Source organism: Halomonas sp. DP3Y7-2 (assembly GCF_019800795.1).
In the GTDB taxonomy this organism is placed as follows: Bacteria; Pseudomonadota; Gammaproteobacteria; order Pseudomonadales; family Halomonadaceae; genus Halomonas; species Halomonas litopenaei_A.
The window spans coordinates 310,033-334,853 of record NZ_JAHVKJ010000011.1 but is presented as its reverse complement, the minus strand read 5'-3'; the positions used below and the strand labels follow the sequence as shown (position 1 = coordinate 334,853).

General features: G+C 64.0%; 22 protein-coding genes and 1 tRNA gene. 11 read left to right on the top strand and 12 right to left on the bottom strand.

The window, feature by feature from the left end:
- Positions 1-173: 173 nt before the first annotated feature.
- The 7 genes from KUV45_RS17080 to tldD all read left to right on the top strand — a co-directional run bounded on the left by KUV45_RS17080 (position 174) and on the right by tldD (position 10,419).
- The gene (locus tag KUV45_RS17080; protein ID WP_206943356.1) at positions 174-1,211 is read left to right on the top strand and encodes a rod shape-determining protein; all 1,038 of its coding nucleotides are present in this window, start codon (positions 174-176) and stop codon (positions 1,209-1,211) included.
- A gap of 77 nt (positions 1,212-1,288) precedes the next feature.
- Positions 1,289-2,188 (top strand): rod shape-determining protein MreC, encoded by a 900-nt coding sequence (gene mreC, locus KUV45_RS17075; RefSeq protein WP_206943355.1) that lies wholly within the window; start codon positions 1,289-1,291, stop codon positions 2,186-2,188.
- Positions 2,188-2,676 (top strand): rod shape-determining protein MreD, encoded by a 489-nt coding sequence (gene mreD, locus KUV45_RS17070; RefSeq protein WP_206943353.1) that lies wholly within the window; start codon positions 2,188-2,190, stop codon positions 2,674-2,676. Before mreC ends, mreD begins: the two co-directional genes overlap by 1 nt.
- A gap of 19 nt (positions 2,677-2,695) precedes the next feature.
- Positions 2,696-3,331 carry a nucleoside triphosphate pyrophosphatase gene (locus KUV45_RS17065; protein WP_222163514.1) on the top strand — a complete coding sequence of 212 codons (636 nt, stop codon included), beginning with the start codon at positions 2,696-2,698 and terminating at the stop codon, positions 3,329-3,331.
- Positions 3,332-3,567: 236 nt separating this feature from the next.
- Positions 3,568-5,031: a ribonuclease G gene (gene rng, locus KUV45_RS17060; RefSeq protein WP_206943351.1), complete on the top strand. Its 1,464-nt coding sequence runs from the start codon at positions 3,568-3,570 to the stop codon at positions 5,029-5,031.
- Positions 5,032-5,035: 4 nt separating this feature from the next.
- Positions 5,036-8,971, top strand: a complete 3,936-nt coding sequence (locus tag KUV45_RS17055; RefSeq protein WP_222163513.1) for a YhdP family protein — start codon at positions 5,036-5,038, stop codon at positions 8,969-8,971.
- The gene (gene tldD, locus KUV45_RS17050; protein WP_222163511.1) at positions 8,968-10,419 is read left to right on the top strand and encodes a metalloprotease TldD; all 1,452 of its coding nucleotides are present in this window, start codon (positions 8,968-8,970) and stop codon (positions 10,417-10,419) included. The genes KUV45_RS17055 and tldD overlap by 4 nt, the downstream gene beginning before the upstream one ends.
- Before the next feature lie 172 nt (positions 10,420-10,591).
- Here tldD and yjgA read toward each other — a convergent pair whose 3' ends face one another.
- Positions 10,592-11,095: a ribosome biogenesis factor YjgA gene (yjgA, locus tag KUV45_RS17045; RefSeq protein WP_206943348.1), complete on the bottom strand. Its 504-nt coding sequence runs from the start codon at positions 11,093-11,095 to the stop codon at positions 10,592-10,594.
- 153 nt (positions 11,096-11,248) lie between these two features.
- Between yjgA and pmbA the strand changes: the two genes are divergently transcribed.
- Together pmbA and KUV45_RS17035 are read left to right on the top strand one after the other, a co-directional pair.
- On the top strand, positions 11,249-12,589 hold the full coding sequence (pmbA, locus tag KUV45_RS17040) for a metalloprotease PmbA (RefSeq protein WP_222163509.1): 1,341 nt from the start codon (positions 11,249-11,251) through the stop codon (positions 12,587-12,589).
- Between the two features lie 71 nt (positions 12,590-12,660).
- A complete protein-coding gene (locus KUV45_RS17035; RefSeq protein ID WP_222163508.1) occupies positions 12,661-13,752 on the top strand; it encodes a DUF1214 domain-containing protein in 1,092 nt (363 codons plus the stop codon).
- A 34-nt stretch (positions 13,753-13,786) separates the two neighbouring features.
- Here the strand turns inward: KUV45_RS17035 and KUV45_RS17030 are convergent, their stop codons facing one another.
- Positions 13,787-15,061, bottom strand: a complete 1,275-nt coding sequence (locus tag KUV45_RS17030; protein WP_222163502.1) for an O-acetylhomoserine aminocarboxypropyltransferase/cysteine synthase family protein — start codon at positions 15,059-15,061, stop codon at positions 13,787-13,789.
- A gap of 99 nt (positions 15,062-15,160) precedes the next feature.
- On the opposite strand from KUV45_RS17030, the gene KUV45_RS17025 reads away from it, so the two are divergent.
- On the top strand, positions 15,161-15,715 hold the full coding sequence (locus tag KUV45_RS17025; RefSeq protein ID WP_224852066.1) for an HD domain-containing protein: 555 nt from the start codon (positions 15,161-15,163) through the stop codon (positions 15,713-15,715).
- 33 nt (positions 15,716-15,748) lie between these two features.
- On the opposite strand, the gene KUV45_RS17020 is transcribed toward KUV45_RS17025, so the two are convergent.
- From KUV45_RS17020 to bioB, 10 genes are all read right to left on the bottom strand, one after another.
- Positions 15,749-16,075 (bottom strand): hypothetical protein, encoded by a 327-nt coding sequence (locus KUV45_RS17020; RefSeq protein WP_222163500.1) that lies wholly within the window; start codon positions 16,073-16,075, stop codon positions 15,749-15,751.
- Positions 16,076-16,276: 201 nt separating this feature from the next.
- Entirely contained in the window at positions 16,277-16,753 is a 477-nt protein-coding gene (locus tag KUV45_RS17015) for a universal stress protein (protein WP_206943341.1), read from the bottom strand.
- Between the two features lie 208 nt (positions 16,754-16,961).
- Complete coding sequence (locus tag KUV45_RS17010; protein ID WP_206943340.1) at positions 16,962-18,089, bottom strand: HlyD family secretion protein; 1,128 nt, start codon at positions 18,087-18,089, stop codon at positions 16,962-16,964.
- Positions 18,089-18,475, bottom strand: a complete 387-nt coding sequence (locus tag KUV45_RS20510) for a DUF3302 domain-containing protein (protein WP_206943339.1) — start codon at positions 18,473-18,475, stop codon at positions 18,089-18,091. Before KUV45_RS20510 ends, KUV45_RS17010 begins: the two co-directional genes overlap by 1 nt.
- A gap of 394 nt (positions 18,476-18,869) precedes the next feature.
- Positions 18,870-18,954, bottom strand: a tRNA-Leu gene (locus KUV45_RS17000).
- Between the two features lie 247 nt (positions 18,955-19,201).
- Positions 19,202-19,900 carry a dethiobiotin synthase gene (bioD, locus tag KUV45_RS16995; protein ID WP_222163498.1) on the bottom strand — a complete coding sequence of 233 codons (699 nt, stop codon included), beginning with the start codon at positions 19,898-19,900 and terminating at the stop codon, positions 19,202-19,204.
- 53 nt (positions 19,901-19,953) lie between these two features.
- The gene (locus tag KUV45_RS16990) at positions 19,954-20,838 is read right to left on the bottom strand and encodes a methyltransferase domain-containing protein (protein ID WP_222163493.1); all 885 of its coding nucleotides are present in this window, start codon (positions 20,836-20,838) and stop codon (positions 19,954-19,956) included.
- A complete protein-coding gene (locus KUV45_RS16985; RefSeq protein ID WP_222163492.1) occupies positions 20,826-21,641 on the bottom strand; it encodes an alpha/beta fold hydrolase in 816 nt (271 codons plus the stop codon). Before KUV45_RS16985 ends, KUV45_RS16990 begins: the two co-directional genes overlap by 13 nt.
- The gene (bioF, locus tag KUV45_RS16980; RefSeq protein ID WP_222163491.1) at positions 21,638-22,813 is read right to left on the bottom strand and encodes an 8-amino-7-oxononanoate synthase; all 1,176 of its coding nucleotides are present in this window, start codon (positions 22,811-22,813) and stop codon (positions 21,638-21,640) included. Before bioF ends, KUV45_RS16985 begins: the two co-directional genes overlap by 4 nt.
- Positions 22,814-22,901: 88 nt before the next feature.
- The gene (gene bioB, locus KUV45_RS16975) at positions 22,902-23,993 is read right to left on the bottom strand and encodes a biotin synthase BioB (protein WP_222163490.1); all 1,092 of its coding nucleotides are present in this window, start codon (positions 23,991-23,993) and stop codon (positions 22,902-22,904) included.
- Positions 23,994-24,177: 184 nt separating this feature from the next.
- On the opposite strand from bioB, the gene KUV45_RS16970 reads away from it, so the two are divergent.
- Positions 24,178-24,819 carry a ComF family protein gene (locus KUV45_RS16970; RefSeq protein ID WP_222163488.1) on the top strand — a complete coding sequence of 214 codons (642 nt, stop codon included), beginning with the start codon at positions 24,178-24,180 and terminating at the stop codon, positions 24,817-24,819.
- Positions 24,820-24,821 lie beyond the last annotated feature (2 nt).

Genomic DNA, 24,821 nt, shown 5'->3' with positions numbered 1-24,821 from the left:
TCAATTCCTCGACGGAAGGGTCCATGAAATGACCGCAGAAGGTACCACATTCCGGGGCGCTCGGGCAGGTCTGCCCGGTCAAGTGAGACGCGCAACACGCTTGCCGCTAGGGGGGGTCAGTGATACCGTTTGCGTCCGCACAGGGTTTCCGGTCTGCACTAGGTATCTTTTCCATGTTCAAACGTTTACGAGGTGTGTTTTCCAGCGATCTGTCGATCGATCTGGGGACGGCCAATACGCTCATCTACGTGCGTCATCGCGGGATCGTCCTGGATGAACCCTCCGTGGTTGCGATCCGACAGTCTGGCAACATGCGCAGCGTGGCGGCGGTGGGTGCCGATGCCAAGCGCATGCTGGGCCGCACCCCGGGAAACATCACTGCCATTCGTCCGATGAAGGACGGCGTCATCGCCGACTTCACCGTGACCGAGCAGATGCTCCAGTATTTCATCCGCAAGGTGCATCAGAGCACCTTCCTGACGCCTAGCCCCCGGGTCCTGGTGTGCGTTCCCTGCATGTCTACCCAGGTCGAGCGCCGTGCCATCAAGGAATCCGCCGAGGGGGCTGGTGCCCGTGAAGTCTTCCTGATCGAGGAGCCGATGGCGGCTGCTATCGGCGCCGGGCTGCCGGTGGAGGAAGCCCAGGGTTCGATGGTCGTCGATATCGGTGGTGGTACCACAGAGATCGCCATCATCTCGCTCAACGGCGTGGTCTACTCCGAGTCGATTCGTATCGGCGGCGATCGCTTCGACGAGGCGATCAGCTCCTACGTGCGTCGCCACTATGGCAGCCTGATCGGTGAGGCGACCGCCGAGCGCATCAAGGAAGAGATTGGCTGTGCCTATCCGGGTGGCGAGCTGCGCGAAATCGACGTGCGTGGCCGTAACCTGGCGGAAGGCATTCCGCGCAGCTTCACGCTGAATTCTCACGAGATTCTGGATGCGCTGCAGGAGCCGCTCGGCTCGATCGTCTCAGCGGTCAAGAGCGCCCTTGAGCAGTCTCCCCCCGAACTGGCCTCTGACATCGCCGAGCGTGGCCTGGTGTTGACCGGTGGTGGTGCACTGCTGCGCGATCTCGACAAGTTGATCGCCGAAGAGACCGGCCTGCCTGTGGTGGTCGCGGACGATCCGCTGACTTGCGTCGCCCGTGGCGGCGGCAAGGCCCTGGAAATGATTGATCAGCATACCTTCGAGCTGCTCTCCAGCGACTGACAAGGTGTGGCCCAGGATCTCCAGGGAGTCGGCCTATCAAACCGCTGTTCTCGCATGGCTCCGTCCCCGGGTATCGCATGTTGTTGTGTGCGGTGCTCGCGGGTGGGCTGATGTTTGTCGATACGCATTTCACCCGCATGGAGTCGGTGCGTGCCCAGCTGTCGACGCTGGTTGCCCCTATCCAGTGGGTCGTGAGCCTGCCCAGTGATGTGCTGAATTGGGGGGCTCTGGCATTGTCCGAGCAGCGTTCTCTGGTCGAGGAGAACGCGCGTCTACGTGAACAGCTGCTGACGCTCTCCCATCGGGTCCAGCGGATGGCCAGCCTGACCGCGGAAAACGTCCGCCTGCGCGAGCTGCTCGATGCCGCCCGAGACCATGAAGTTCCCTACCTGACTGCCGAGCTGCTGTCCCTCGATCCAGACCCCTTCACCCATCAGATGGTGATTGACCGTGGCCGTCGCGATGGCGTCTATGTGGGCCAGCCGGTGATGGACTCGTCGGGTATCGCCGGGCAGGTCAGTGAATTGTCCGCCTATTCCAGTCGCGTCCTGATGCTGACCGACGCCAGTCACGCGCTGCCCATCCAGGTCAATCGCAACGGTCTGCGCTTCATCATTCAGGGAACGGGCAACTACGATGCCCTGAAGGTCCTGCATGTACCGGATACCGCAGATATTCGGGTCGGCGACCTGCTGGTCAGCTCCGGCCTGGCGGGACGTTTTCCCGCAGGCTACCCGGTGGCCAGGGTCAGCGACGTGGGTCATGATCCCGGCGAGCCGTTCGCGACGGTCAGCGCGGCGCCGGTGGCACAGCTTCAGCGCTCGCGGCATTTCCTGCTGCTGTTCCCACCGGAGCCGGCGCTAGAGGTGTCTCGCGGCCGCTGGCACCCTGACCTGGATCCGGTTGCCATCGAGTCGGCTCGCCGTCTTGGCGAGCTACTGCTGCCACCCGAGGACGACACCGAGGAGGACAACTGATGGCTGCCACTCCACGGGCCAGTCTGTTGCTGGTGTGGCTGACACTGGCCTTGTCGCTGTGTCTCCAGGTCATGCCCATGGCCGATGGTTGGCAGGTTTGGCGACCTGACTGGCTGGGACTGATGCTGCTGTACTGGTGCATGACGCAGCCTGATCGCGTGGGCGTGTTCCACGGCTTTGCGCTGGGGCTGTTGCTCGACCTGATCGAAGGGGCGCCGCTGGGGCAGAGTGCCTTGACCTTGTCGCTGCTGGCCTTTCTTGGCGCGCTGGTCTATCCCAGATTTCGCACGTACTCCCTGGTTCAGCAGGCGGTACTGATCTTCGTGCTGCTGGGACTGGTGCAGCTGGTAGAACAATGGCTGCGCACGCTGTTCGGGCCTTTTTCGATGCATCTGTCGTTTCTCATGCCCTCGCTGATCGGGGCCGCCCTGTGGCCGTGGCTGGTCACTCTGTTCAAGGCCCTGGGCCGGCGCGCGGTCCGCGAGTAACCTGGCCAGGAGTCTGTGCATGCCTTCCGCTAGCGACCTTCCCTTGTCGAACACGCTGCGTCTGGCGTCGGCCTCGCCGCGTCGACGTGACTTGCTGGCGAGTATCGGTGTCGAGGTCGAGGTCTGCCCCGTGGACATCGATGAAACGCCGCATCCGGGTGAGCAGGCCGTGGACTATGTCGCGCGCCTTGCCCGGACCAAGGCGACCGTCGGTCAGCGCGCAGGACTGGCCCAGCCGGGGGCGGCGAGTGAGGACCGGGTCACGCTGGGATCTGATACCGCGGTTGTCCGCGATGGGCAGATTCTAGGCAAGCCAGCGGATGCCGCAGAGGGGTATGCCATGCTGCGTTCGCTCTCCGGGCGTGATCATCAGGTGATGACGGCTGTGGCGGTCACCGGGCCAGCGGGTCTGCTGGAGGTCACGGTCGTCACTGACGTCACCATGCGGATGATCGAAGACGCCGAGATTCATGCGTATTGGCGCAGCGGTGAACCCCAGGACAAGGCCGGGGGATATGCCATCCAGGGGCTTGCCGCGGTGTTCGTCGAGCGCATTGCCGGCAGCCATTCGGCGGTGGTGGGACTGCCCTTGTTCGAGACCGCCGCCTTGCTTCGACAGCAGGGCATGGCGCTGTGGTGTGGGGCCCTTCCCTAGAGCACTGCGTTGCGGTGAATCGCTCTGCACGGGAGGGTGACAGGCGTCTTCGACATGGATGGCGCAGCGTTGAGGCCGGCCCATCTGGCGTCATCTGTCGCTGCGCGATGGCAAGCGGGTCGAAAGCGCGTATGCTGCATCAATCCGTATGGCCAGGATGGCCGAGACAGGCATCGTCGCAACGGTGGGTGGCTATGTCATAATGGCGCCAGACATCAAAGGACAAGGACAGCCGCATGAGTGGTGAAGTACTCATCAACCTGACGCCGATGGAAACCCGCGTAGCCGTGGTGGAAAATGGCGTGCTCCAGGAAGCCTTCATCGAGCGGGCCAGGCGGCGCGGTATTGTCGGCAATATCTATCAGGGCAAGGTCGTTCGAGTGTTGCCCGGCATGCAGGCCGCCTTCGTCGATATTGGTCTGTCACGGGCGGCCTTCATTCACGCCCACGACGTCGGTGATCACGCCGCCAGTGGCGAAGAGCAGCCGTCCATTTCGCATCTCCTGCACGAAGGCCAGTCACTGGTCGTCCAGGTGACCAAGGACCCCATCGGTTCCAAGGGGGCTCGCCTGACCACCCACCTGTCGGTACCCTCCCGCTACTTGGTGTACATGCCAGATTCGCCCCATAACGGGGTGTCCCAGCGTATCGAGGACGAGACCGAGCGAGAACGTCTGCGAGAGCTGGTCGAGGCGGCCCAAGCCGAGCAGCAGATCGACATCACCGGCGGCTTTATCGTGCGCACCGCTGCAGAGGGTGTGACCCTCGAGGAAATGGCGGCGGACATGCACTTTCTGCTGCGGCTATGGCGCAAGGTCAGCGAGCGCAAGATCACGGCCCCGGCCCCCAGCGTCATCTATGACGACCTGCCCCTGTTCATGCGAACCCTGCGCGATGTCATGCGTGATGACATCGAGAAGGTGCGCATCGATTCCCGCGAGAACTTCGTCAAGCTGGTCGAATTCGCGGAAGAGTTCATGCCGACCGCGGTCGGGCGGATCGAGCACTATGCCGGCGAGCGCCCCATCTTCGATCTGTACAGCGTGGAAGATGAAATCCAGAAAGCGCTGGCACGCAAGGTGCAGCTGAAATCCGGTGGCTATCTGGTGATCGACCCCACCGAGGCGATGACCACCATCGACGTCAATACCGGCGGCTACGTGGGTCATCGCAATCTGGAAGAGACGATCTTCAAGACCAATCTCGAGGCCGCTACCGCCATCGCCCGGCAGCTGCGTCTGCGTAATCTGGGTGGCATCATCATTATCGATTTCATCGACATGGTGGACCCCGAACATCAGCGGCAGGTGCTGAGAATGCTCGAGAAGTCTCTCGAGCGTGATCACGCCAAGACCAAGTGTACCGGCGTCACCGAGCTTGGGCTGGTGCAACTGACCCGCAAGCGGACCCGTGAGAGTCTCGAGCAGACGCTGTGCGAGCCCTGCCCATCCTGCCAGGGACGCGGCACGCTGAAGACGCCGGAATCCGTATGCTACGAAATCTTCCGGGAGATCCTGCGCGAGGAGCGAGCCTACAACGCGGAGACCTACGCAGTGCTGGCCTCCCAAGCCGTGGTCGATCGTCTGCTCGATGAAGAGTCGGCGGCAGTGGCTGATCTGGAAGAGTTCATCGGCAAGACGATCCGCTTCCAGGTCGAGACTCACTATTCCCAGGAGCAGTACGACATCGTGCTGATGTGATGTGATGAGGCCGATTCGCCTGCTGACTCGCTGGTTACTGACGCTGGTGGCGGTGGTGCTGGCCCTCGCCGCACTGCTGTCGGTGGTCCTGCGTTTCTCCCTGGGCCAGGTGGATCGGCTGGAAAGCACGCTGATCGACATGGTCGAGTCTCGCTTCGAGGCCGAGGCCCACCTGGTCGAAATGAACGGGGCGCTGCGGGGGCTTGACCCCGAGCTGTCGCTGGATGGCCTGCGCCTGGAAGCGCGCGACGCCCTGGGCAGCTATCCGCTGTTGGAAGTCGAGCAGGGGGAGGTGCGCCTGGACACCCTGGCCAGTCTTCAGCAGGGTATTCCCGTCGCCGACAAGGCGCATTTTCAGGGCGTGACCCTGCATCTTTACCAGGACCGTGAGCGTCGCTGGTTGTGGCCCAAGCCGGCCCGGATTCCCCCCGAACTCATGCCTGATGGCGAATTCAACCTGCAGCGTCTGGACTTCTGGGTCGGCGTGATGCTGCGTCAGCGGGCCTGGGTCGATGATCTACGCGTGGTGCTCCACGGGCGGCGGGAAGTGACCACCCTGCATGCGCCCCGGCTGTTGATGACCGGGAACGAAACACGCACCCACATCGAAGGCGAGATTTTCATTGAAGACCGCTCCATGGAAGCCATGGAAGTGGTGATGGCGCTGACCCCCGGCACCCGGGACGCCGGCAACTTCAGTGCGGCGCTGCAGGGCACCATGCAGCTCGACAGCCTGACCGGACTGTCGCGCCTGATCGGCATCGAAGACGTGCTCAGGCTGGATGAGGCCAGCGGTGATGCCACGGTATGGGCCCGTTGGGATAACGGACGGCTGGCGGATGTGCGTCTGGATGTGCGGGCGCCGCGTATCGCGCTGAACCAGGATGATCATAGCCCATCGTCGGTAGCCCCTGAGGCACCCGCGGCAGAGCATGGCGGCATCGTGATGACGGGGGCCGAGCTGAGAGGGCAGTGGCTGCGGCGTGGGGTCGATGACTGGGAAGCCTGGTTCGAAGGCGACACTGAAGACGTGCTGTGGACGGGCAACGACGGTGAACAGGCCCCTGAGGGCAGCGCGCTGCCGCGTTTTTGGCACGTGGCCAGTCGAGAGGATGGCTGGTGGGCCAACGCCAGTGACTTCGAGCTTGGGGCGCTGGCCCAGTGGCGGGAACGGGTGCGCCTGCCCGAAGGGCTGTCGCGTGCGGTATCGGCGTTGCAGCCAAGAGGGCGCGTCACCGGGCTAGGTTTTGGCAAGCGCGAAGGCGAGTGGCGGGCCCGCGTCAGCGCCGAGGGCGTCGAGGTGGATCCCTGGGAGGATGCGCCAGGTGGGGGCCCCCTCGATGTATGGGTCGAGGCCGACGGCACTCGAGGAAAAGTCGACTTTGTCGATACCGGTGCAGCGTCCATGCACTTCCCTAACCTGTTCTCGGCACCGATGGCACTGGACTACGCCACCGGCCAGGTGCAGTGGTCCTACGATGGTCCGCGCAGCTACGTCAGTGGGCGAGATCTCAGGGTAGGCTGGCGCGGTGCCAAGGTCGACGGGGAATTTGGCCTGGCGATTGCCGGAGACCGGCGCGGGGGCTTCGGCCTGTCCCTCGATATGCGTGACGTCAACGCCCGCGATACCGCGCTCAGTGAGTGGCTGCCGATGCCGCTGCTGCGAAACGATGTCGACCCTGAGCTGGCCGAATGGCTCGCCAGCGGCCTGGCGGGGCGGGTGCCCCAGGGGCAGCTGAGGTTGCACGTGCCCCTGCGTGAGCAGGACAGCCTCGACAGCGATGGCGAGGGTGGTGACAGGTTGGACACCACACTTGGGCTTGAGCTCGACATTGTCGATGGGCGTGTTCCCTACGCCGATGGCTGGCCAGCGCTTCAGCAGGTGCGCGGACATCTGTCCGTCGAAGACGATAGCCTGGAAGCCCGCGTCGATCATGCTGAAAGCCTGGGAGTGGTCACAAATGATGCTCGCGTCAGCTTGCAGGACCAGGTGCTGAGCGTAGATGGACCGCTGACTGCGTCGTTGACTGATCTACTGCGGTTCCTGGGCGAGATGCCGGTGGATGGCGTCGATGCCGCCAGTGACTGGCAAGGCGAGGGGCAAGTCCAGGGTGAGCTGGCCTTGCGTATGCCGATGGACGACCCTGACGGACTGTCTCTTAGCGTCGAGGCCAATGCCGAAGCCTCATCGGTCACCCACCAGAGCACCGGGCTTTCCTTCGAGAATGTTCGCGGGCCGCTGACGTGGCAGCAGCACGGCGACGATGGCGGCCTGTCGGGGCGACTTGATGGTCGCGTGCTGGGCGGTGACGTGACCGCAGAGCTGGAAGGCAGCAACGACAGCGTTGCCCTGTCGGGGCGTGCCGAGGCGCCTGCGCTGCTGGACTGGGCGGGACTGCCTTCGGGGGCGTTGCTGTCCGGTGCCTTTCCATGGCGCGGGCGCTTGAACCTGGAGGCTCAGCGCTTGCAGCTCGACAGTACACTGGAGGGCCTGACGATCGAGCTGCCGGCCCCCCTGGGCAAGCGTGCCGCGGAGCGTGTACCGCTTGCGCTGGATCTACGCCTGGGTGATGCCATGAGCCTGAGTGCCGAGTACGGCAACAGTGTCGGCGCCAGGTGGCGCGATGCCGGTGGTGGCCAAGGCCAGCTGTGGATCGGTCGGTCGGCGCCTGCCGCCTGGCCCAGGGAGCGGGGCGTGGCGGTGTTGGCGCATCTTCCAAGGCTGGATCTCACGGCCTGGGCGGATGCCCTCAAGCCCCTGGCCGGCAGCATGCCGGGTGGTGGTTCCGGCAGTGGCAGTGGCAGCGTGGGTCTGGCCAGGGTCGAGGCCCGCAGCGACTGCCTCAGCGACGGCGACCGCTGCCTGGGTTCCCTGGTCATCAATGCCAGTCCCGAGCAGGGCGGCGGCCAGCGCTGGAACGCCTCGCTGGACGGTAGCCTGCTCAGTGGACAGATGCGCTATCGGCCCGGCACCCTTCAGCCACTGGTGCTGGATCTCGACCGACTGACCTTGGATGACCTGATTCCGGCGTCTTCAGGGCAAGCGGTCGCCGGGGCCGAAGCCGGTTCACTGTTTGGTGAGCTTGAGGTGGCCGAGGAACCCGCCGAGTTTCCTGCCCGCGTGCGAGATCTGCCTGACGGGCGGCTCGACATCCGTACCATCCAGTACAAGGGCAATCGGATGGGCCCTTTCAGCGGCGAGTGGCGGACCCAGGATGATCGTCTGTCGGTAGACCCTGTCGCCTTGACCCTCGGCGAAGTCAGTGCCAATGGATCACTGATCTGGGAAGCCTCTGGCAGCCACCACAGCCTCACCAGGTCCCGGCTGGCGTTGACCGGGGGGGATCCTGGTAGCGCCCTGGCTGCGCTGGGCCAGGAGGTCGCGGTGCGTGCCGAGCGTCTGGATGTGGACAGTCAACTGGCCTGGCCTGGCGCGCCCTGGCAGTTTGCCCTGGCCCGTTCGAGGGGTAGCCTGGAGGTGAGCATGCTGGACGGTGCCTTCGCCAACATCAGTTCGCCATCGGCCAAGGTGGTGGGGCTTCTTAATGTCGATAACCTGCTGCGTCGACTGCGCCTGGACTTCACCGACGTCACCGGTTCAGGAACCGCCTTTGACCGTGTCAGCGGTAACGCAACCCTGTATGGTGGAGTGCTGGAAACCGATGGGCCGATCCGCATCGACGGACCGGCGACCGACTTCACGCTGGACGGCTCCGCCGACCTTGCCAGGCGTCAGCTGGACCTGATGCTCGGCGTCACGGTGCCCGTCAGCAACAACCTGCCACTGGCCGCTGTGGTCGCGGGCGCTCCCATCGTCGGTGGGGCGCTGTTCGTGGCCGACAAGCTGTTCGGTGACGTCATCGATCGGGTGACGCGAATTCACTATCTGGTGCAAGGTCCATGGACGTCGCCCCAGATCACTCTGGAAAGTGCCCAATGACATCACATCCTGCGAGCCTCGAAGAGGCGGTTGCCACTCTGTTGACCCCCGGCGGGCTTGACCTTGGCGGACTTGATGCCGGTCTGCGGCATGCCCTCGGGCCGGGCATCGACTATGCCGACCTGTATTTCCAGCGCGCCTGGCACGAAGGCTGGGTGCTGGAGGATGGCGAGGTCAAGGAAGCCAGCTACAACATCGACGGTGGTGTCGGGGTGCGCGCGATGGCCGGTGAAAAGACCGGCTTTGCCTATTCCAACCAGATTACCGCGGATGCGCTGGCGGAGACCGGACGAACTGCCTCGGGCATCGTGCGAAGCGGCGCCAGCCTCAACCAGGCGCCCCGCATCGTGGTCAGTGCAGAGCCCCGCTATGCGGGCATCGACCCCTTGTCGGGGCTGTCGGCCGAGGACAAGGTCGCGATGCTGAAGCTGGCTGACCGGGTGGCCAGAGCAGCCGACCCCAGCGTTACTCAGGTCAGTGCCTCGCTGTCCGGCGTCTATGAAGTGGTCCTGGTCACCGCCAGTGACGGCACTCTGGCGACCGATGTGCGTCCGCTGGTGCGCTTCAACGTGAGCGTGATTGCGTCTCGCAATGGGCGTCGGGAGCGGGGCAGCGCGGGAGGCGGTGGTCGTTACCCGATGGCGCGCCTGCGTGACGAGGGTGTCGCCGAAACCTATGCCAAGGAGGCCGTGCGCCAGGCGCTGGTCAACCTGGAAGCCGCGGATGCGCCGGCCGGGCAGATGCCCGTCGTGCTGGGGGCCGGGTGGCCTGGAATTCTGCTTCATGAAGCGGTGGGACACGGGCTTGAAGGTGACTTCAATCGCAAGGGCAGTTCCGCGTTCGCCGGCCGTATCGGTGAACGGGTGGCGGCGCCAGGGGTCACCGTGGTCGATGACGGGACGCTGACCGATCGGCGTGGTTCGCTGTCGGTGGACGATGAAGGAACGCCGAGTCAGTGCACCACTCTGATCGAGGACGGCATCCTCAAGGGCTACATGCAGGACAAGTTGAATGCCCGCCTGATGGGCATGGCACCGACTGGCAATGCTCGCCGCGAGTCGTTCGCGCACATGCCGATGCCTCGCATGACCAATACCTACATGCGGGCCGGTCAGGACGACCCGGAAGACATCATCAAGAGCGTCTCTCGCGGTCTTTACGCCGTGAGTTTTGGTGGCGGTCAGGTCGATATCACGTCCGGCAAGTTTGTGTTCTCTGCCAGCGAGGCGTATCTGATCGAGGACGGGCGCATTACCGCGCCGGTGAAGGGGGCTACCCTGATCGGTAACGGGCCCGAAGCCATGGGCCGAGTGTCGATGATTGGACACGACATGGCGCTGGACACCGGTATTGGCGTCTGCGGCAAGGAGGGGCAAGGCGTTCCTGTCGGCGTGGGTCAGCCCACCTTGAAGCTGGATGAGCTGACGGTTGGCGGCACCCAGTCGTGAGCGCCGCCTGACACCTACCCATGGGCGCGAGGTTCAGCGCCTTGGGTGGTGCAGGTATGGATGTCTCAGGTCGCGGTTTTTTCAGTTCTGAGTTTTCAGGACTGTGTTTTCAGGTCGCGCTGTGTAAGCCGACCCGAATGGCCGCCGCAAGGCAAGATGGCACCCGGCGGGGCTAGAGTCCCGCCGTGTCGCGCAGCAGTTTATAGAGCCGTTTGGCGTTGGTCGGCGGCTTGTTCTGCTCGCGCTCCTTGCGGGCATTGCGGATGAGCTGGCGCAGTGCCTGACGGTCGGCGTGGGGGTAGTCCGCCAGGAAGGGTTCGACTGCGTCGTCGCCTTCCTCGATCATCCGGTCGCGCCACTTTTCCAGGCGCAGAAAGGCATGGTCACGCTGCACCTGGGCCTGTTCGATTTCATCGAAGACGGCCTGAATGGCGTCGAGGTCTTCCTTGCGCATCAGTTTGCCGACGTACTGCATGTGGCGCCTTCTCGCCTCGCGGGCACGGATGCGATCGGTTTCCTCGATGGCGCGCAGCAGGTCGTCCGAGAGCGGGAAGCGTGCACGTTCGTCCGGCTTCATGGCGATGAAGCGTTCGCCCAAAGCCTGCAACTCGTGCATTTCGCGCTTGAGTTGTGACTTGCTGGGGCGGTCGTCGGGGGAGAGGTCTTGCTGGGTCATACCGGGTCCCTGATGAAGGCAGCTGGGGCAGCGAAGAGGCGAACGCCAACAGGCGGCGCCCGCCAAAGCTCAGGAGTATACCAGCCCGAGCCGACATGAGCGGCAAGGGATGACAGTCTCAAGCGGTCGATCGGGCCGCAGAAGGAGTAGAAGATGACACAGGCGTTTGATGCCACGGCCCAGCAGAGATTGCTGGAAGGGCGCGCCGAGAGCGCTGTAGCACTGGCCCGGCGGCTAGGAGCTGATGCCTGCGAGGTAGGTGCCAGTGTCGATCAGGGGATCGGTGTCAGCGTGCGTGAAGGCGATGTCGAGTCGGTTGAGCTGTCCCGTGATCAGGGCATTGCGGTGACCGTCTATCTCGGTCAACGCAAGGGCAGTGCCTCCTCCACCGACGCCAGCGATGCGTCGATCAAGAGCGTGGTCGAGAAGGCTATCGCTATCGCCCGCTACACCGGGGAAGATCCCGCTGCGGGCCTGGCCGATGCACAGCTTATGGCGACCGAACTGCCGGATCTCGATGTCCACCATCCCTGGGCACTGGAAACGGACGAGGCCATTCAGCGAGCCCTGGCCTGCGAAGCCGCCGGACTTGCTCGTGAGGGCATTCGCAGCTCTGACGGTGCCAGCCTGTCCAGCGGTGAGGGGGTGCGTGTCTACGCCAACAGCCATGGCTTCATGGGCAGTCAGCGCGGCAGTCGTCACTCATTGTCGTGCATGCTGATCGCGGAAGACGCCTCCGGCATGCAGCGCGACTACGATTACACCAGTGCCAGGGACCCCAAGGCCCTGCGCGATCCTGCCGAGGTCGGCGACAGTGCTGCCGAGCGCACCCTGCGTCGTCTTGGTGGCCAGACGCCGCAGACCGGCCGCTTTCCGGTCATGTTCGACCCGAGTCTGGCCAGTGGCCTGGTAGGGCACTTGATGTCGGCCCTCGCTGGAGGCGCGATCTACCGGGATGCATCGTTCCTGTGCGGGCGCCTGGGTGAGGCGCTGTTCCCGTCCTGGTTCGGTCTTGGTGAGCATCCGATGCTGGTGGGCGGCATGGCGAGCAGCCCGTTCGACGGTGATGGCGTGCAGACCCGTGACAATCGCTTTATCGAAGATGGCCGCATCGCCAGCTACATGCTGTCCGCCTACAGCGCGCGGCGCCTCGGCATGCAGACAACGGCCAATGCCGGTGGTGCGCGCAATCTGCGCCTGGTCGGTGCCACCACGCCCCATGGTGACATGCTGGCGCAGATGGACCGTGGGGTGCTGGTGACCGAGCTGATGGGGCAGGGGGTCAACGGCGTCACCGGCGACTACTCCCGTGGCGCTGCCGGTTTCTGGGTCGAAAATGGACGGATCCAGTATCCGGTCGAAGAGTTTACCATCGCCGGAAACCTGTCACGCATGTTCCAGGGGCTGGTGGCGCTGGGGGACGATGTCGATACCCGCGGCAGTATTCACAGCGGCAGCTGGTTGATCGACGAGATGACGATCGCTGGCAGTTGAGGCCCGAGAGCTGTGCCCATCACAGCCGATACCCTGGCCCAGGGTTGACGTAGGATGTGGATTGCGGCGCTATGCTGACAGTAATGATCGAGTCAGGCATGGGGAGCGTCATGGTGTGGAGACAATGGGGTGGCTGCCTGGGGGCGGTGATGTTGACGCTAGCTTCCGTTCAGGCAGACGAGGGGGACGGTACCGGCGCTGGCGATGCCGTTACTCTCGATACCTATATCAGGGCTCAGACCGACCACCATTTTCAGCGCTACGCTGATGACGGTTACTTCGGCACGCTACGCCATGATCGCGCGCCACTGCCTGCAGACGCGAACGTGCTGCGCCCCAATCGAGATGTGTTGCACAGTGTGGGTCTATTCGACCTGAGTTCTCCGGTAACGATCTCGACCCAGGCGGATCCCACCCGACTGCAGTCACTGCAGGTCGTGAGTCAGGACCATTTCACTCCACTGATGGTCTATGGGGGGCGTGAGATCACCCTGGACCAGGACACGGTGGGGTCACGCTATGCCCTGGTGATGGTCCGCACCCAGGTCGATGCAGACTCGCCTGAGGATATCGCCAAGGCCAACGCCCAGCAGGACGCGATCGAGTGGTCCCAGGCCGAACAGGGTGAGATGACACTGCCCGACTGGGATGTGCAGGGTCTGGCTGACGTGCGTGAAGCGGTATTGGGCTTGTCACCCTTCCTGTCGGGCAGTCACCGCATGTTTGGCGCCGAGGGTGACGTCGACCCTGTGCGCCATCTGTGGGGGACCGCTGCCGGTTGGCTGGGCCAGCCCATTGAAGAGGCGTACTACGTCACGATCAATCCGTTGCACAACGACGGCGACACCCCTCAGGTGCTGATGCTGCCGGTCGATGTGCCGGTCACCGGGTTCTGGTCGGTGACGGTGTATGACGACCAGGGCCGCTTGATCGACGGCGCCGACGGCGCCCAGTCGGTGACCAGCAGCACGGCGGACGCCAACGAGGATGGGTCGGTAACGCTGCATTTTGGCGGGGATCCCGACGTGCCGAACTATCTGGCGATTGAGCCTGGATGGAACTACACCCTGCGCTTCTATCGACCTACCGAGGCGCTGACGAAGGGGGAATGGCTGCCCCCTTCGCCGACGCCGGTCGGTTTGCCCGTGCCTGCTTCCAACTAGAACCATGCTCCCACGTCGGGCGTGGGAGCATCGCTCATGCTTGTGAGGCAGACAGCGCCTGGTCGAGATCGCTCAGCAGGTCATCGATGTGCTCGATGCCGATGGACAGTCGGACCATATCGGCGCTGACACCGGCGGCGGCCAATTCCTCGTCGTTCAACTGGCGGTGGGTAGTGGCGGCCGGGATGGCAGAGCAGGTCTTGGCATCGCCTATGTTGACCAGTCGAAGGATCAGGCCGAGAGCGTCATAGAAGCGTGCCCCCGCATCGCGCCCGCCGTTGATACCGAAGCTAAGAATGCCTGACGCTTTGCCTTGCAGGTAGCGGATCGCGAGCCCGTGATCCTTGTGGTGTTCGAGTCCTGCGTACTTCACCCATGAGACGGCGGGATGCTGCTCCAGATATTCCGCGACCTTCTGGGTGTTATCACAGATACGCTCGATTCGAAGCGATAGCGTTTCCAGGCCCTGCAGCAGGTTCCAGGCAGCCTGGGCGCTGAGTGCCGCGCCCATGTTGCGCAGTGGCACGACGCGGGCCCTGGCGATGAAGGCGGCCTCACCAACGTCACGGGTGTAGCTGATACCGTGATAGGACGGGTCCGCTTCGTTGAGCAGGGCAAAGCGCTTGGCATGGGAGGCCCAGGGGAAGCGTCCGGAGTCGACGATGACGCCACCGACGGTGGTGCCATGGCCGCCAATGTATTTCGTCGCCGAATGCACCACGATATCGGCGCCGTGGTCGATCGGGCGACACAGGAAGGGGGTGGCCACGGTGTTATCGACAATCAGCGGTAGGCCATGGTCATGGGCCAGAGTCGCCAGCGCGCCAAGGTCGACGACGCTGCCCGAGGGGTTGCCGATGCTTTCGCAGAAAATGGCTTTGGTTCGGGCATCGATGTGGCCGGCGATGGTGTCCAGGTCGTCCTTGTCGGCAAAGCGGACCTCGATGCCCTGACGAGGCAGCGTGTGGGCAAACAGGTTGTAGGTGCCCCCGTACAGCTCGCTGATCGAGACGATGTTGTCGCCGGTTTCGGCGATGGTTTGGATGGCGTAGGTGATTGCCGCCATCCCTGAGGCCACCGCGAGTCCGGCAATACCGCCTTCCAGTGCCGCTACCCGCCCCTCCAGCACGCTGCAGGTGGGATTCATGATGCGCGAGTAGATATTGCCTTCGACCTTGAGGTCGAACAGATCCGCGGCGTGTTGTGCACTATCAAATGAAAAGGACGTGGTCTGATGAATGGGTACCGCCACGGCATTCTGGTTGTCGGGCGTGTAGCCGTGATGCAGTGCGATCGTGTCCGGCTTCATGGGGGCTCCTTGTTGTGGTTGGGGTGGACTCAGAATAGTGGGCCGACCGTTCGCTGTCCTCAATATATTGAAACGTTCTAATTTATGGAGGCGTCCAAGATGTCCATAGAACCCACCGATGGCCAGGTCATGGTCGAACACGCACGTGTTTTCGCGACGGCCGCCCACTGTGCCATTGGCCAACGCCGCAAGTATCTGGAGACTCCCTACATCGAGCATCCTGCCGCGGTTGCCGCCTTGGTGCGCGAACATTGTCCGAGTCGGCCCGAGCTAGAGGCCGCGGCGTGGCTGCACGACGTGCTGGAGGATACTGAGGTCAGCGAGATGACCCTGCGTGAGTTGTTTCCTGCTGACGTGGTGGAACTTGTGGTGGCCTTGAGTGACCTTGAGGGGCTAGAGGTCGGCAATCGCGCCGCGCGCAAGCGGATCTCGCTGGAACGGTTGGCACGCGCTGGTGGGGATGCACAGACCGTCAAGTATGCAGATCTGATTCACAACACCGGCTCTATTGTCGAGCACGACCCTGGCTTCGCGCGGATCTACCTCAAGGAAAAGCGAGCGCTACTGGAGGCCATGGATCAGGGGCAGGACTCGCTCAAGCGCCTAGCCTGGGCATCGTTGGAGCAGGCCGAGGCCCGTCTGGGCAGGCGATAGAACGGTCCGGTACAGGCAGCAGCAGGCGTCAGCCTAGCCGCGAATCAGGCGGGCGCCTGGAGGCACTTGGTCATACAGGTCGTTGCAGTCACCGGAAGGAGGCTGGCGGTCCGGCGTCAGATCCAGGTACCAGATGCGGCAGGCACCTGGCGGGGGGAGCGCGTCTTCCGGTAACTGCAGGCTGTCGAGAGCGTCATACTGTCTGTCGCCTCGGCGCTCCGTCAGGCCGTCCGCGGGGGACGTGCTGGAGCAGCCGATGACCAGGCAAATGGCGAGTACGAGCACCCCCAGCAGCATGCCCGCAGATGGAGTGGTACCGGCCGCACTGCGCCGAGCGCCATAAAGGCGGAGATGTCTCATCAATGGCTCCCTCGTCAACCTCGGACCATGGCACGCGGGGTCATGGTTCCACGTAGGAGAAAGCCTAGCATGACTGGCGCCGCCGAGGCCGGGACGCGCTTCGCTATGGCGTGCACTCTGCTCGTCTATTCGTTTGCTCTTCTGCTCTTCTGCTCGTTTGCTCGTCTGTTCGTTTGCTCGTCTGTTCGTTTCATACGGGCGTCAGTGCACGGTGACCACTCGGCAGCGGGCGTGATGACTGACCTTGCGTGACACGCTGCCTTCGATCAGGGCCTTGAACTTGCCCATACCGCGATGCCCCATGACGATGGCGTCGACGCCGTGCTCACGGGCCGCGTCGAGGATGACCTGGCCTGGGCTGCCGTGGCGCAGCAGGATCATCGGTTTGGGAACCCCCAGGCTAAGCGCGTCACGCCCGGCGTTGTCGAGAATCTCTCTGCCGATGGCCTCTCGCTCATCCAGGGCAGCACCAGCGGCGATGGCGGAGACGCCCCAGACGAAGGCGGGTTCCGAACCGAGCTCTTCTGGCACGTGCAGCAAGACTAGCTGGCCGGCGCTTGCGTTTCCTGCGGGCGAAGTATCGTCGCTGCGATGGGCATTGAGCAGCGTGCAGGCCACCTTCAGCGCTTCACGGGAGTAGCAAGAGCCGTCTACCGGTACCAGAATCTTGGTGAACATCGCCGCGGTCCATGTGGTGACTGATCATGTAGGAATTGTAGGATCAGAGCGTCCGCCAAGTTCTTGATTTGGATCATGATGGTCAGCGTTTACGGGCGCCCAGGGCTATTGTTGGTGCTTCAGCCGTCTGGCCTGCAGCGGCGCAGCGCCCAGCAAAAAGCCCCGGGCGTCGGTAGGGACGCCCGGGGCTTGGCTGCGTCGTTTGGCGTCAGTGATCCAGATAGAGGTAGTGCTGCCAACCGAGCATGCGAAGGAGCACCTTGCGCATGATGGCCACGTGATGGAAGTGCTCGGTGTAGACCGCCGCCTGGGCGCTGATGCCCAACGGCAGGTCGGGCACGTCCTGGTCCGGCAGCAGCCGCAATGTCACCAGCGCCGGGGCATCCACTGTCTTGAAGGCGTCTGCGCCCAGCAGGCGATCTCCTGCCGCGACCTGAGACTCGGCGATGGCGGGAAGCACCTCGATGACCTCTGCGCTGAACACCTGGCCAGGCAAGGCCGTGAAGGTCAGCTCTGCTTCGTCACCCTGCTGGATGCGGTTCAGCGCCTGCTGACGGAAGGCGCCAGTAAAACGACCTGGCTCATCGTGCACGAAGACTCCCATCGGCTTGAGCGGCAGCGGCACCGCCATCATGCCGGGGCGTACCGCCAGCTGGGTAAGATACCCGTCTGTCGGGGCGCGGATAATGGTGTTCTCCAGGTCGTACTGGGCCTGGGCCAGTTCGGCCCGCTTGGCGATCACCAGTGGGTCCTGATCATTGGCATCGGGACGCTGTTCCGCTTGAGCTCTTTCCAGCGCGGCCTGGGCCTGGGATACCCGGGCGGCGGTGGTCTCGGCGACCTGGGCCGCTTCATCGATCTGCTGTCGACTGAAGGCCGATGAGGCCGCCTGGTAGCGTGCCAGGGTGCGCTGGGCCTGGTTGCGATCCGCCTGGGCGGCCAGCAAGTTGGCTTCCGCCTCAGCCACGCCTGCGGTGCGGCTGTCAGAGTTGCGCAAGGTGTCTTCCAGCTCGGCGGTCAGACGCTCCACCTTGGCTTCGAACTGCCGTGCATCGAGGGTGAACAGCGGGGTGCCGGCCTTGACCAGGGTGTTGGGGGATACGTTGACCGACGTGACGCGGGCTCGTACTTCCGACACCAGCGGCGTGACGGCGTAGGCCTGACGCACCTGGCGAGTGAAGGGGTGGTTGTAGTTCATCAACAGCACCAGCGTCGAGACGACAATCACGCCGCCCAGAAAGGCGGTGGGCACTGTCCACTTGTTCAGCGGGATGCGAAACACCTTGAAGATGACGATGCAGATGGCGGCGTAGGTCAGGACGATAAGCAGATCCATCAGGACTGGCCTCCCTGCTGGGTTGAGCTGACGGTTTCGGCCGTCGGGGTAGCCTGCCCTGATTCCTGCCGATCAAGCCGCTGCCTGAGCTGCTCCAGCTCCGCCCTCAGTTGATCGATCTCGTTGCGTTCCCTGGCCTGTTCCTGCTCGATCTGCTGAAAGCCCCAGCCGCGATCATCGCGATACAGGGTGGCCCAGATCCACAGGAAGGGCCACAGCACATGGAGGGTGAAGAGGCTGACCCAGCCCGCTACGTGGATAGCATCCTGATGAGGATGATTGCGCTTCTTGGCGATGCCATAGGGAATGTCGTGAATGACGATAACCCCGTAGAACAGCGTCAAGGCGACAAAAAAGAGAATGCCAAGGGCAAAGTAGTTCAGCATGCAGGGGCCTTTTTTCTTGAATGCTTTTGGAAGAACGCACATCCCGTACCGTTCGCCGCTAAAGATAGCACGAGCGGTGGTCCGATTCGTCGCGGCTTCGTGGCAGTTGTCAACGCGCCGGTGGCCACAGCACAGCGCCGCTATGCCAGAGCGTGATATGCGACGAGAGGGGTGAGGCGAGCGGTGTCCTCAGGCCTGTGAGCGCGATGGCTATCGCTGCGATAAAGCGATCAAAGAGGGCAAGTGGGCGTTATCACTGAGCGCCTGGCGAGGCACGTTCCTAGCACCTTCTGAACATGTTCTGAAAGAGTGACGTCACGATTCGGTCACGTTCGATAATCTAGTGCGTCGAGACAACGTGGTCGGGATCGGGAAAAGCTGAGGGATATCAAGATGGTGCGGATGGGGAGACTCGAACTCCCACGCGCTAAGGCACTAGAACCTAAATCTAGCGTGTCTACCAATTCCACCACATCCGCATGCAGGTGAGCGGTGCACATTGTACGTTGCTTGACCGGCAAGTCAACTTTTTCAGCTGTTGGGCGACGCCGCAGCCATCAGGGCCCAGGCGGATGGCTATGGGCCCTTGGTGACAGGCCGCTCATGCCTGAGGCGAAGGGAGCATGCCGGAGGCAATGAGCGCTAATGCAATAAGAGCTAATTCAATAAGAACAAAGGCAGCGAGACAAAAAGGCAACGAATCAAGCGACGCGATAAAGCCAAGGCCTAACCGGGGGGAAGCGTCAGGTACTCGGCGGCCTGCTGCGCCAGCTCCTGGTGGTCGCTGCCTTCCAGGCGGGGAATGATGCCCAGGCAAGGCCCCGGTAGCCGCGCGGTCAGATGGGCAAGGTTGTCCTGGTAAAGGGTTTCATCTGCCGCAAAGTCAGCGTCGATGAGGTTGCCAATCCAGCCAGCGCAGGCCACGCCGTCACGGGCCAGCGCTTCTGCGGTCAGCAAGGCGTGATTGAGACAGCCCAGCTTGAGGCCAATGACAACAATGACCGGCAGCCTAAGGCGATGGGCCAGGCCTGCCAGGTCTTCCTGCTCATTCAGCGGGACGCGGTAGCCGCCAGCGCCCTCGATCAGCGTCAGGTCGCGGCCCAGCGCCAGGGACGGCGCGATGGTCCGTTCCAGTCTGGCCAAGGTCAGCTCGGCGTCGGCGTAGCGTGCTGCCAGGTGAGGGGCAATGGGGGGCTCGAAGGCATAGGGATTGATCGTGGCGTAGTCGACCTCAGGCCGACTCTGGGCCTGGAGCGTCAAGGCGTCGATGTTTCTCAACCCTGCAGCCGTCGCTTGGCAGCCAGACGCCACCGGTTTCAGGCCCAGGGTGCTGAGGCCCTGGCGTCTGGCGAGCGCCAAAAGCGCGGAGCTGGCGAGAGTCTTGCCGGCATCGGTGTCGGTGCCGGTCACGAAATAGCAGGTCATGGCACGGGTCCATCTTGCAGAAATCTGAGGGTCATGGGGGAGCCGGAGAGCGCTCAGCGGGTGAGTACCAACGTCAGCTGGTGGTAGGTCACGGGAAGTCCCTGTGGCGTGCGCAAGCGCTCGTAACGCTGCTTTGCCTGGGCCAGTTCCCGGCGGGTCAGGCCAGCGCCAGGCCGCGCCACCTGGGCGCCGACGCCCTTGATGGAAGCCATCACGGCGTGAATGTCCGGGTAGTGAAAGGTGACCTCGCGGGGCCGCAGGACGGCATCCTGCCAAGGGCTCTGATCGACCCGCTGCTGATGCTGAGCCAGGCTCGGAAACACCAGCACGCCGCTGGAATGGCCGGGACGCTGCCATGCGCTGGCCACCTCATGCAGGGTGCCGGGCAGCAAGGTGTTGATCACCGCCCGGCCGCCCGGGCGCAGGACGCGATGCACGTTTGCCAGTACCTGCGCCAGGTCAGGACACCACTGGATGGCCAGGTTGGATACCAGCAGATCGATGCTGGCCGTCGCCAGAGGCAGGGACTGGGCATCTGCCTTCAACCACACAGGAGACGATGCCCTGGCGCTGCAGGGGCGTGAATCGTCCGGACGGGCAGCATGACGGCGAGCTTCAGCGAGCATTGCCAGTGACAGGTCAAGTCCTATTACCTGGGCGTTGGGATAGCGATCGCACATCTGCCAGGTGAGATCCCCTGGGCCGCAGCCCAGATCCAGGACGTTTTGGACGGGCTCGTGATCATTCACCGTATTCTGGCGAGCCTGGGCGTGCCGTGGCGGCAAATCGTCGAGCAACGACTGGGCCATGGCGAGCTGCGCGCGGGCAAGCTGCCGATAGCGTGGGGCTGCCCGCGAAAAGGCCCGATCCACCCGTTGCCGCCAGTGGCTGGCGGAGGTCTCATCACCGAGTGGTGCGTCCTGTGTCAGCGTTGCCATGCTGCCTCACTCGGGTTTGGTCGGTCGCGCTCGGGCCTGGAGGTCTGACGGGAGTAGCCGTGTCCTGTTGACTGGCGGTGCGCCAGCAAGCGCTGTGCCTGTCGCTCCACCGCCTCGACCAGCCGCTGCGGTTGGCTAAGCATGGGGCAGTGTCCGCTGGCGGCGATGCGCTCATCCGCGGCATGGCGCACCCCAGGCGCCATCAGCGGGTCGTCGTGTCCGCACAGGGTGGCCGTCGGGCAGGGCGGCTTGAGGAAAACGTCGTGAATATCCTCCTGGGCCAGCGTCGAGAGTCCTTGTGCGAGAGTGGCGTGATCGGCCTGTGCCTGCGGTCTCAGCAGTGCCTTGAGCGACGCCAGTGACGGGCGAGGCTCAGGCTCTGCCGATAGCTGCCAGCGTAGGAAGTGCTCGACTGCCCGGTCTGGGTCACGGTGAAAGGCGCTGTTGAAGTCGGCGAGTGCCTGTTGGCTGACCCCTGCGGGGTGGCAGAAGGTCGGGCCCATGCCGATCAGCACGAGCGCATCAGGAGGCCCCATGACACGTGCCAAGGCGGCAGCCTGGAGAGCTCCCAGCGACCAGCCCACCCACACCACCGAGGTATCCTGGTCGGGCAGCAGCTCAGGAGACATGGCCTCGGCAAGCTGACTGATGGAGCCCGGGTCAGCCAATGGGGACGACGACTTGGTGCCCATGCCCGGCCAGTCAATGGCATGCACGTCCCAGCCCTGGGACCAATGCGGGGCGAGGGGGGCAAAGACACGGGCATCGATGGCCCAGCCCGAGAGCAGTACCAGGCGGGTCATGCGCCAACCTCTTCCATGCTGTCGGCCGGGACCAGCCGCTGACAGCTGGCCAGGGCGTCAAGCAGGCGCTGGATGTCGTCGTGGCTGTGGCCGGCGGTTAACGTGATGCGCAGTCTGGACTGGCCATTGGGCACGGTGGGCGGGCGAATCGCTCCGACCTTGATGCCACTGGCTTCCAGCAGCCGCGCCCACTCCAGGGTGCGTGACTCATCTCCCAGCAATATCGGTTGGATCGGTGTGCGCGATGGCATCAGCGGCAGCCCCAGGCGCGACGCCTCATCCCGGAACAGCTGCACCAGCGAATGCAGGTGCTGCCTGCGCTCGGGTTCCGCGTCAAGCAGCTCCAGGGCCTTGAGCGAGGCTGCGGCCACCGGGGGCGGCATGGCGGTGGTGTACACATAGGGCCGGGCGAACTGAATCAGGTGCTCGATCAAGGCATCGTCTCCGGCGACAAAGGCGCCGCCAGTGCCGAGCGCCTTGCCCAGAGTGCCGACAAGGATCGGCACCTGCTGGCTGTCGTAGCGCTGACCCACACAGCCGTCACCACGCTCGCCCAGCACGCCAACGCCATGGGCATCATCGATCATCAGCCAGGCCCCATGGCGCTGGCACAGTCGGGCCAGCGCCCCGACGTCGGCGCAGTCGCCGTCCATGCTGAACACCCCGTCGCTGATGGCCAGAGCCAGGGACTTCTCCGGCGCACGGGTCATCAGCCGGTCGAGGTCGGCCAGGTCGAGGTGGTGGTAACGGCGTGAGCGGGCGCCCGCCAGTCGTGCCCCGTCGATCAGCGAAGCATGGTTGAGACGGTCCTGATACACCTGAACATGGGGATCGCACAGGGCTTGAATGACCCCAAGGTTGGCCATGTAGCCGGTGGAGAAGAGCAGTGCTCGCGGTCGCCCGGTGAGTCGTGCCAGGGCCTCCTCGAGGGCCTCATGCAGCTCACCATGGCCGGTCACCAGATGAGAGGCTCCCGCGCCGCTGCCGTAGCGACGAGCGCCGTCGCTGGCCGCTTCGGCCAGGCGTGGGTCGGTGCGCAGGCCCAGATAGTCGTTGCCCGCCATATCGAGCAGCGCGAGATCCCGCCGCTGTGTCTGGCGTTGACGCCAGCGCTGGGCCTGCCGGCGTTGGTCGGCGCGTAGCCTCAGGTAATCGTTCCAGGTCTGGCTCATGGTGTTCTCTGTGCCTTGCATTGCCCCCGCTTGGCATCGGCAATCAGCCGCAGGGGCAGGCAGGCGAAAGGCATCTGGGGCAGCGTCGTTAGACGGCGGCGTCGTAGTACTGCTCGCTTTGGGCGACGCTGGCCTGACGTTTCACCTCACGGCTGAGGGCCTCCGCCTGCTGCTCGTCGGTGGCGCAGCTCTCGCGCTGTTCCGGGTGCAGGCCGAGCTTGGCAAACAGCGCCTTGTCGCGTTCCACCTGGGGGTTGCCGGTGGTCAGCAGGGTGTCGCCGTAGAAGATCGAGTTGGCGCCTGCCATGAATGCCAGGGCCTGGGTCGACTCATCCATCTGCTCGCGCCCGGCGGACAGGCGGACATGGCTGGCCGGCATCATGATGCGGGCGACAGCGATGGCCCGCAGGTATTCGATGGGGTCGAGGTCCTCGACATTCTCGAGCGGAGTGCCGGGCACCTTGACCAGCATATTGATGGGCACCGATTCGGGGTGCGGCGACAAGTTTGCCAGCTGCCTCAGCAGGCCTGCGCGGTCCCGAGCGGACTCGCCCATGCCAAGGATCCCGCCGGAACAGATCTTCATGCCGGCATCGCGCACATTGCCGAGGGTGTCGAGGCGGTCGGCGTAGCTGCGCGTGGTGATGATCTCGCCGTAGTACTCGGGAGAGGTATCCAGGTTGTGGTTGTAGTAGTCGAGACCAGCATCCGCCAGCTGGCGCGCCTGATCCCCATCGACCATGCCGAGTGTCATGCAGGTTTCAAGACCCAGCGCCTTCACTTGCTTGACCATTTCGAGCACGACGTCCAGGTCACGCTGGCGCGGGCTGCGCCAGGCGGCTCCCATGCAGAAGCGGCTGGCGCCAGCGTCCTTGGCGGAACGGGCCTGGGCGACAACTTTCTCGATCTCGAGCAGCTTCTCCTTGTCCAGACCGGTGTTGTAGTGGCCGGACTGGGGGCAATACTTGCAGTCTTCCGGGCAAGCGCCGGTCTTGATCGACAGCAGGGTGGACACCTGTACCGCATTGGCATCGAAGTGCTGGCGATGGATCCTCTGTGCCTTGAACATCAAGTCGTTGAAGGGCAGTGCGAAGAGGGCCTCGATTTCATCAAAGGACCAGTCGTGGCGCGGGGTACTGTCCAGGGCTAGGGTGGAAGAAGAGGTCACGGTGGCCGACATGGAGTGTCTCGCTTTGGTCAACTTTTTTAAAATAGGTAAGTTGACGGACAGGATAGGGCGTTTGACCCGCCTGTCAACCTGCAGGCTCGCTGAAGTTGACCACGTGCTGGCCAGGTGGTTGCCACAGCGCTGCCCCTGGTGCTTGTCGCCGAATCTGGCCGTTGAGCTAGGAGCCGGACCCCGGATGCCGTTGTGCCGACGCTGTCAGGCCTGCCTGGCGTGGAACGTGGCGCCCTGCGAGCGTTGTGCAGAACCCTTGGCGCCAGCCCTGGAGGCAAGGCCAGCCGGGACCCGCCTGTGTGGGCGCTGCTTGACCGCCCCCCTCGCGCTGGACACGGTAGTAGCGCCACTGATCTATCGTGACGAGATTCGCCGGCTGGTCCAGCGCTTCAAGGCTGGGGCCCATCGGCCCAGCGCACATCAGTTGATCGCCCTGTTTCTGTGGGCCCTGGAGGCACGCGAAACGACGGTTCCGGATGTCTTGATGGGCGTGCCGAGACATCGGCAACGGGCGCGTGAGCAGGGCTTCGACCAGAGCGAGTGGTTGGCTTCCGAGCTTGGTAGGCGCTTGGGCTTGCCGGTGACCCGTGGTCAGCGGCGGCGCAATGACCCGCCTCAACACACCCTGACGGCGAGTGCCAGACGACGTCAGGTGAAGGGCATGTTCGACGTGGCGGGTCCCATGCCTCGCCATGTGGTGTTGGTCGACGACGTGATGACGACGGGCGCCACTCTCTCGCGCCTGGCCAGTGCGTGCCGAGACGCCGGTGCCGAGCGAGTCGATGCCTGGGTAATGGCCAGGACGCCGCCACCCTGGCTCTGTTAAGC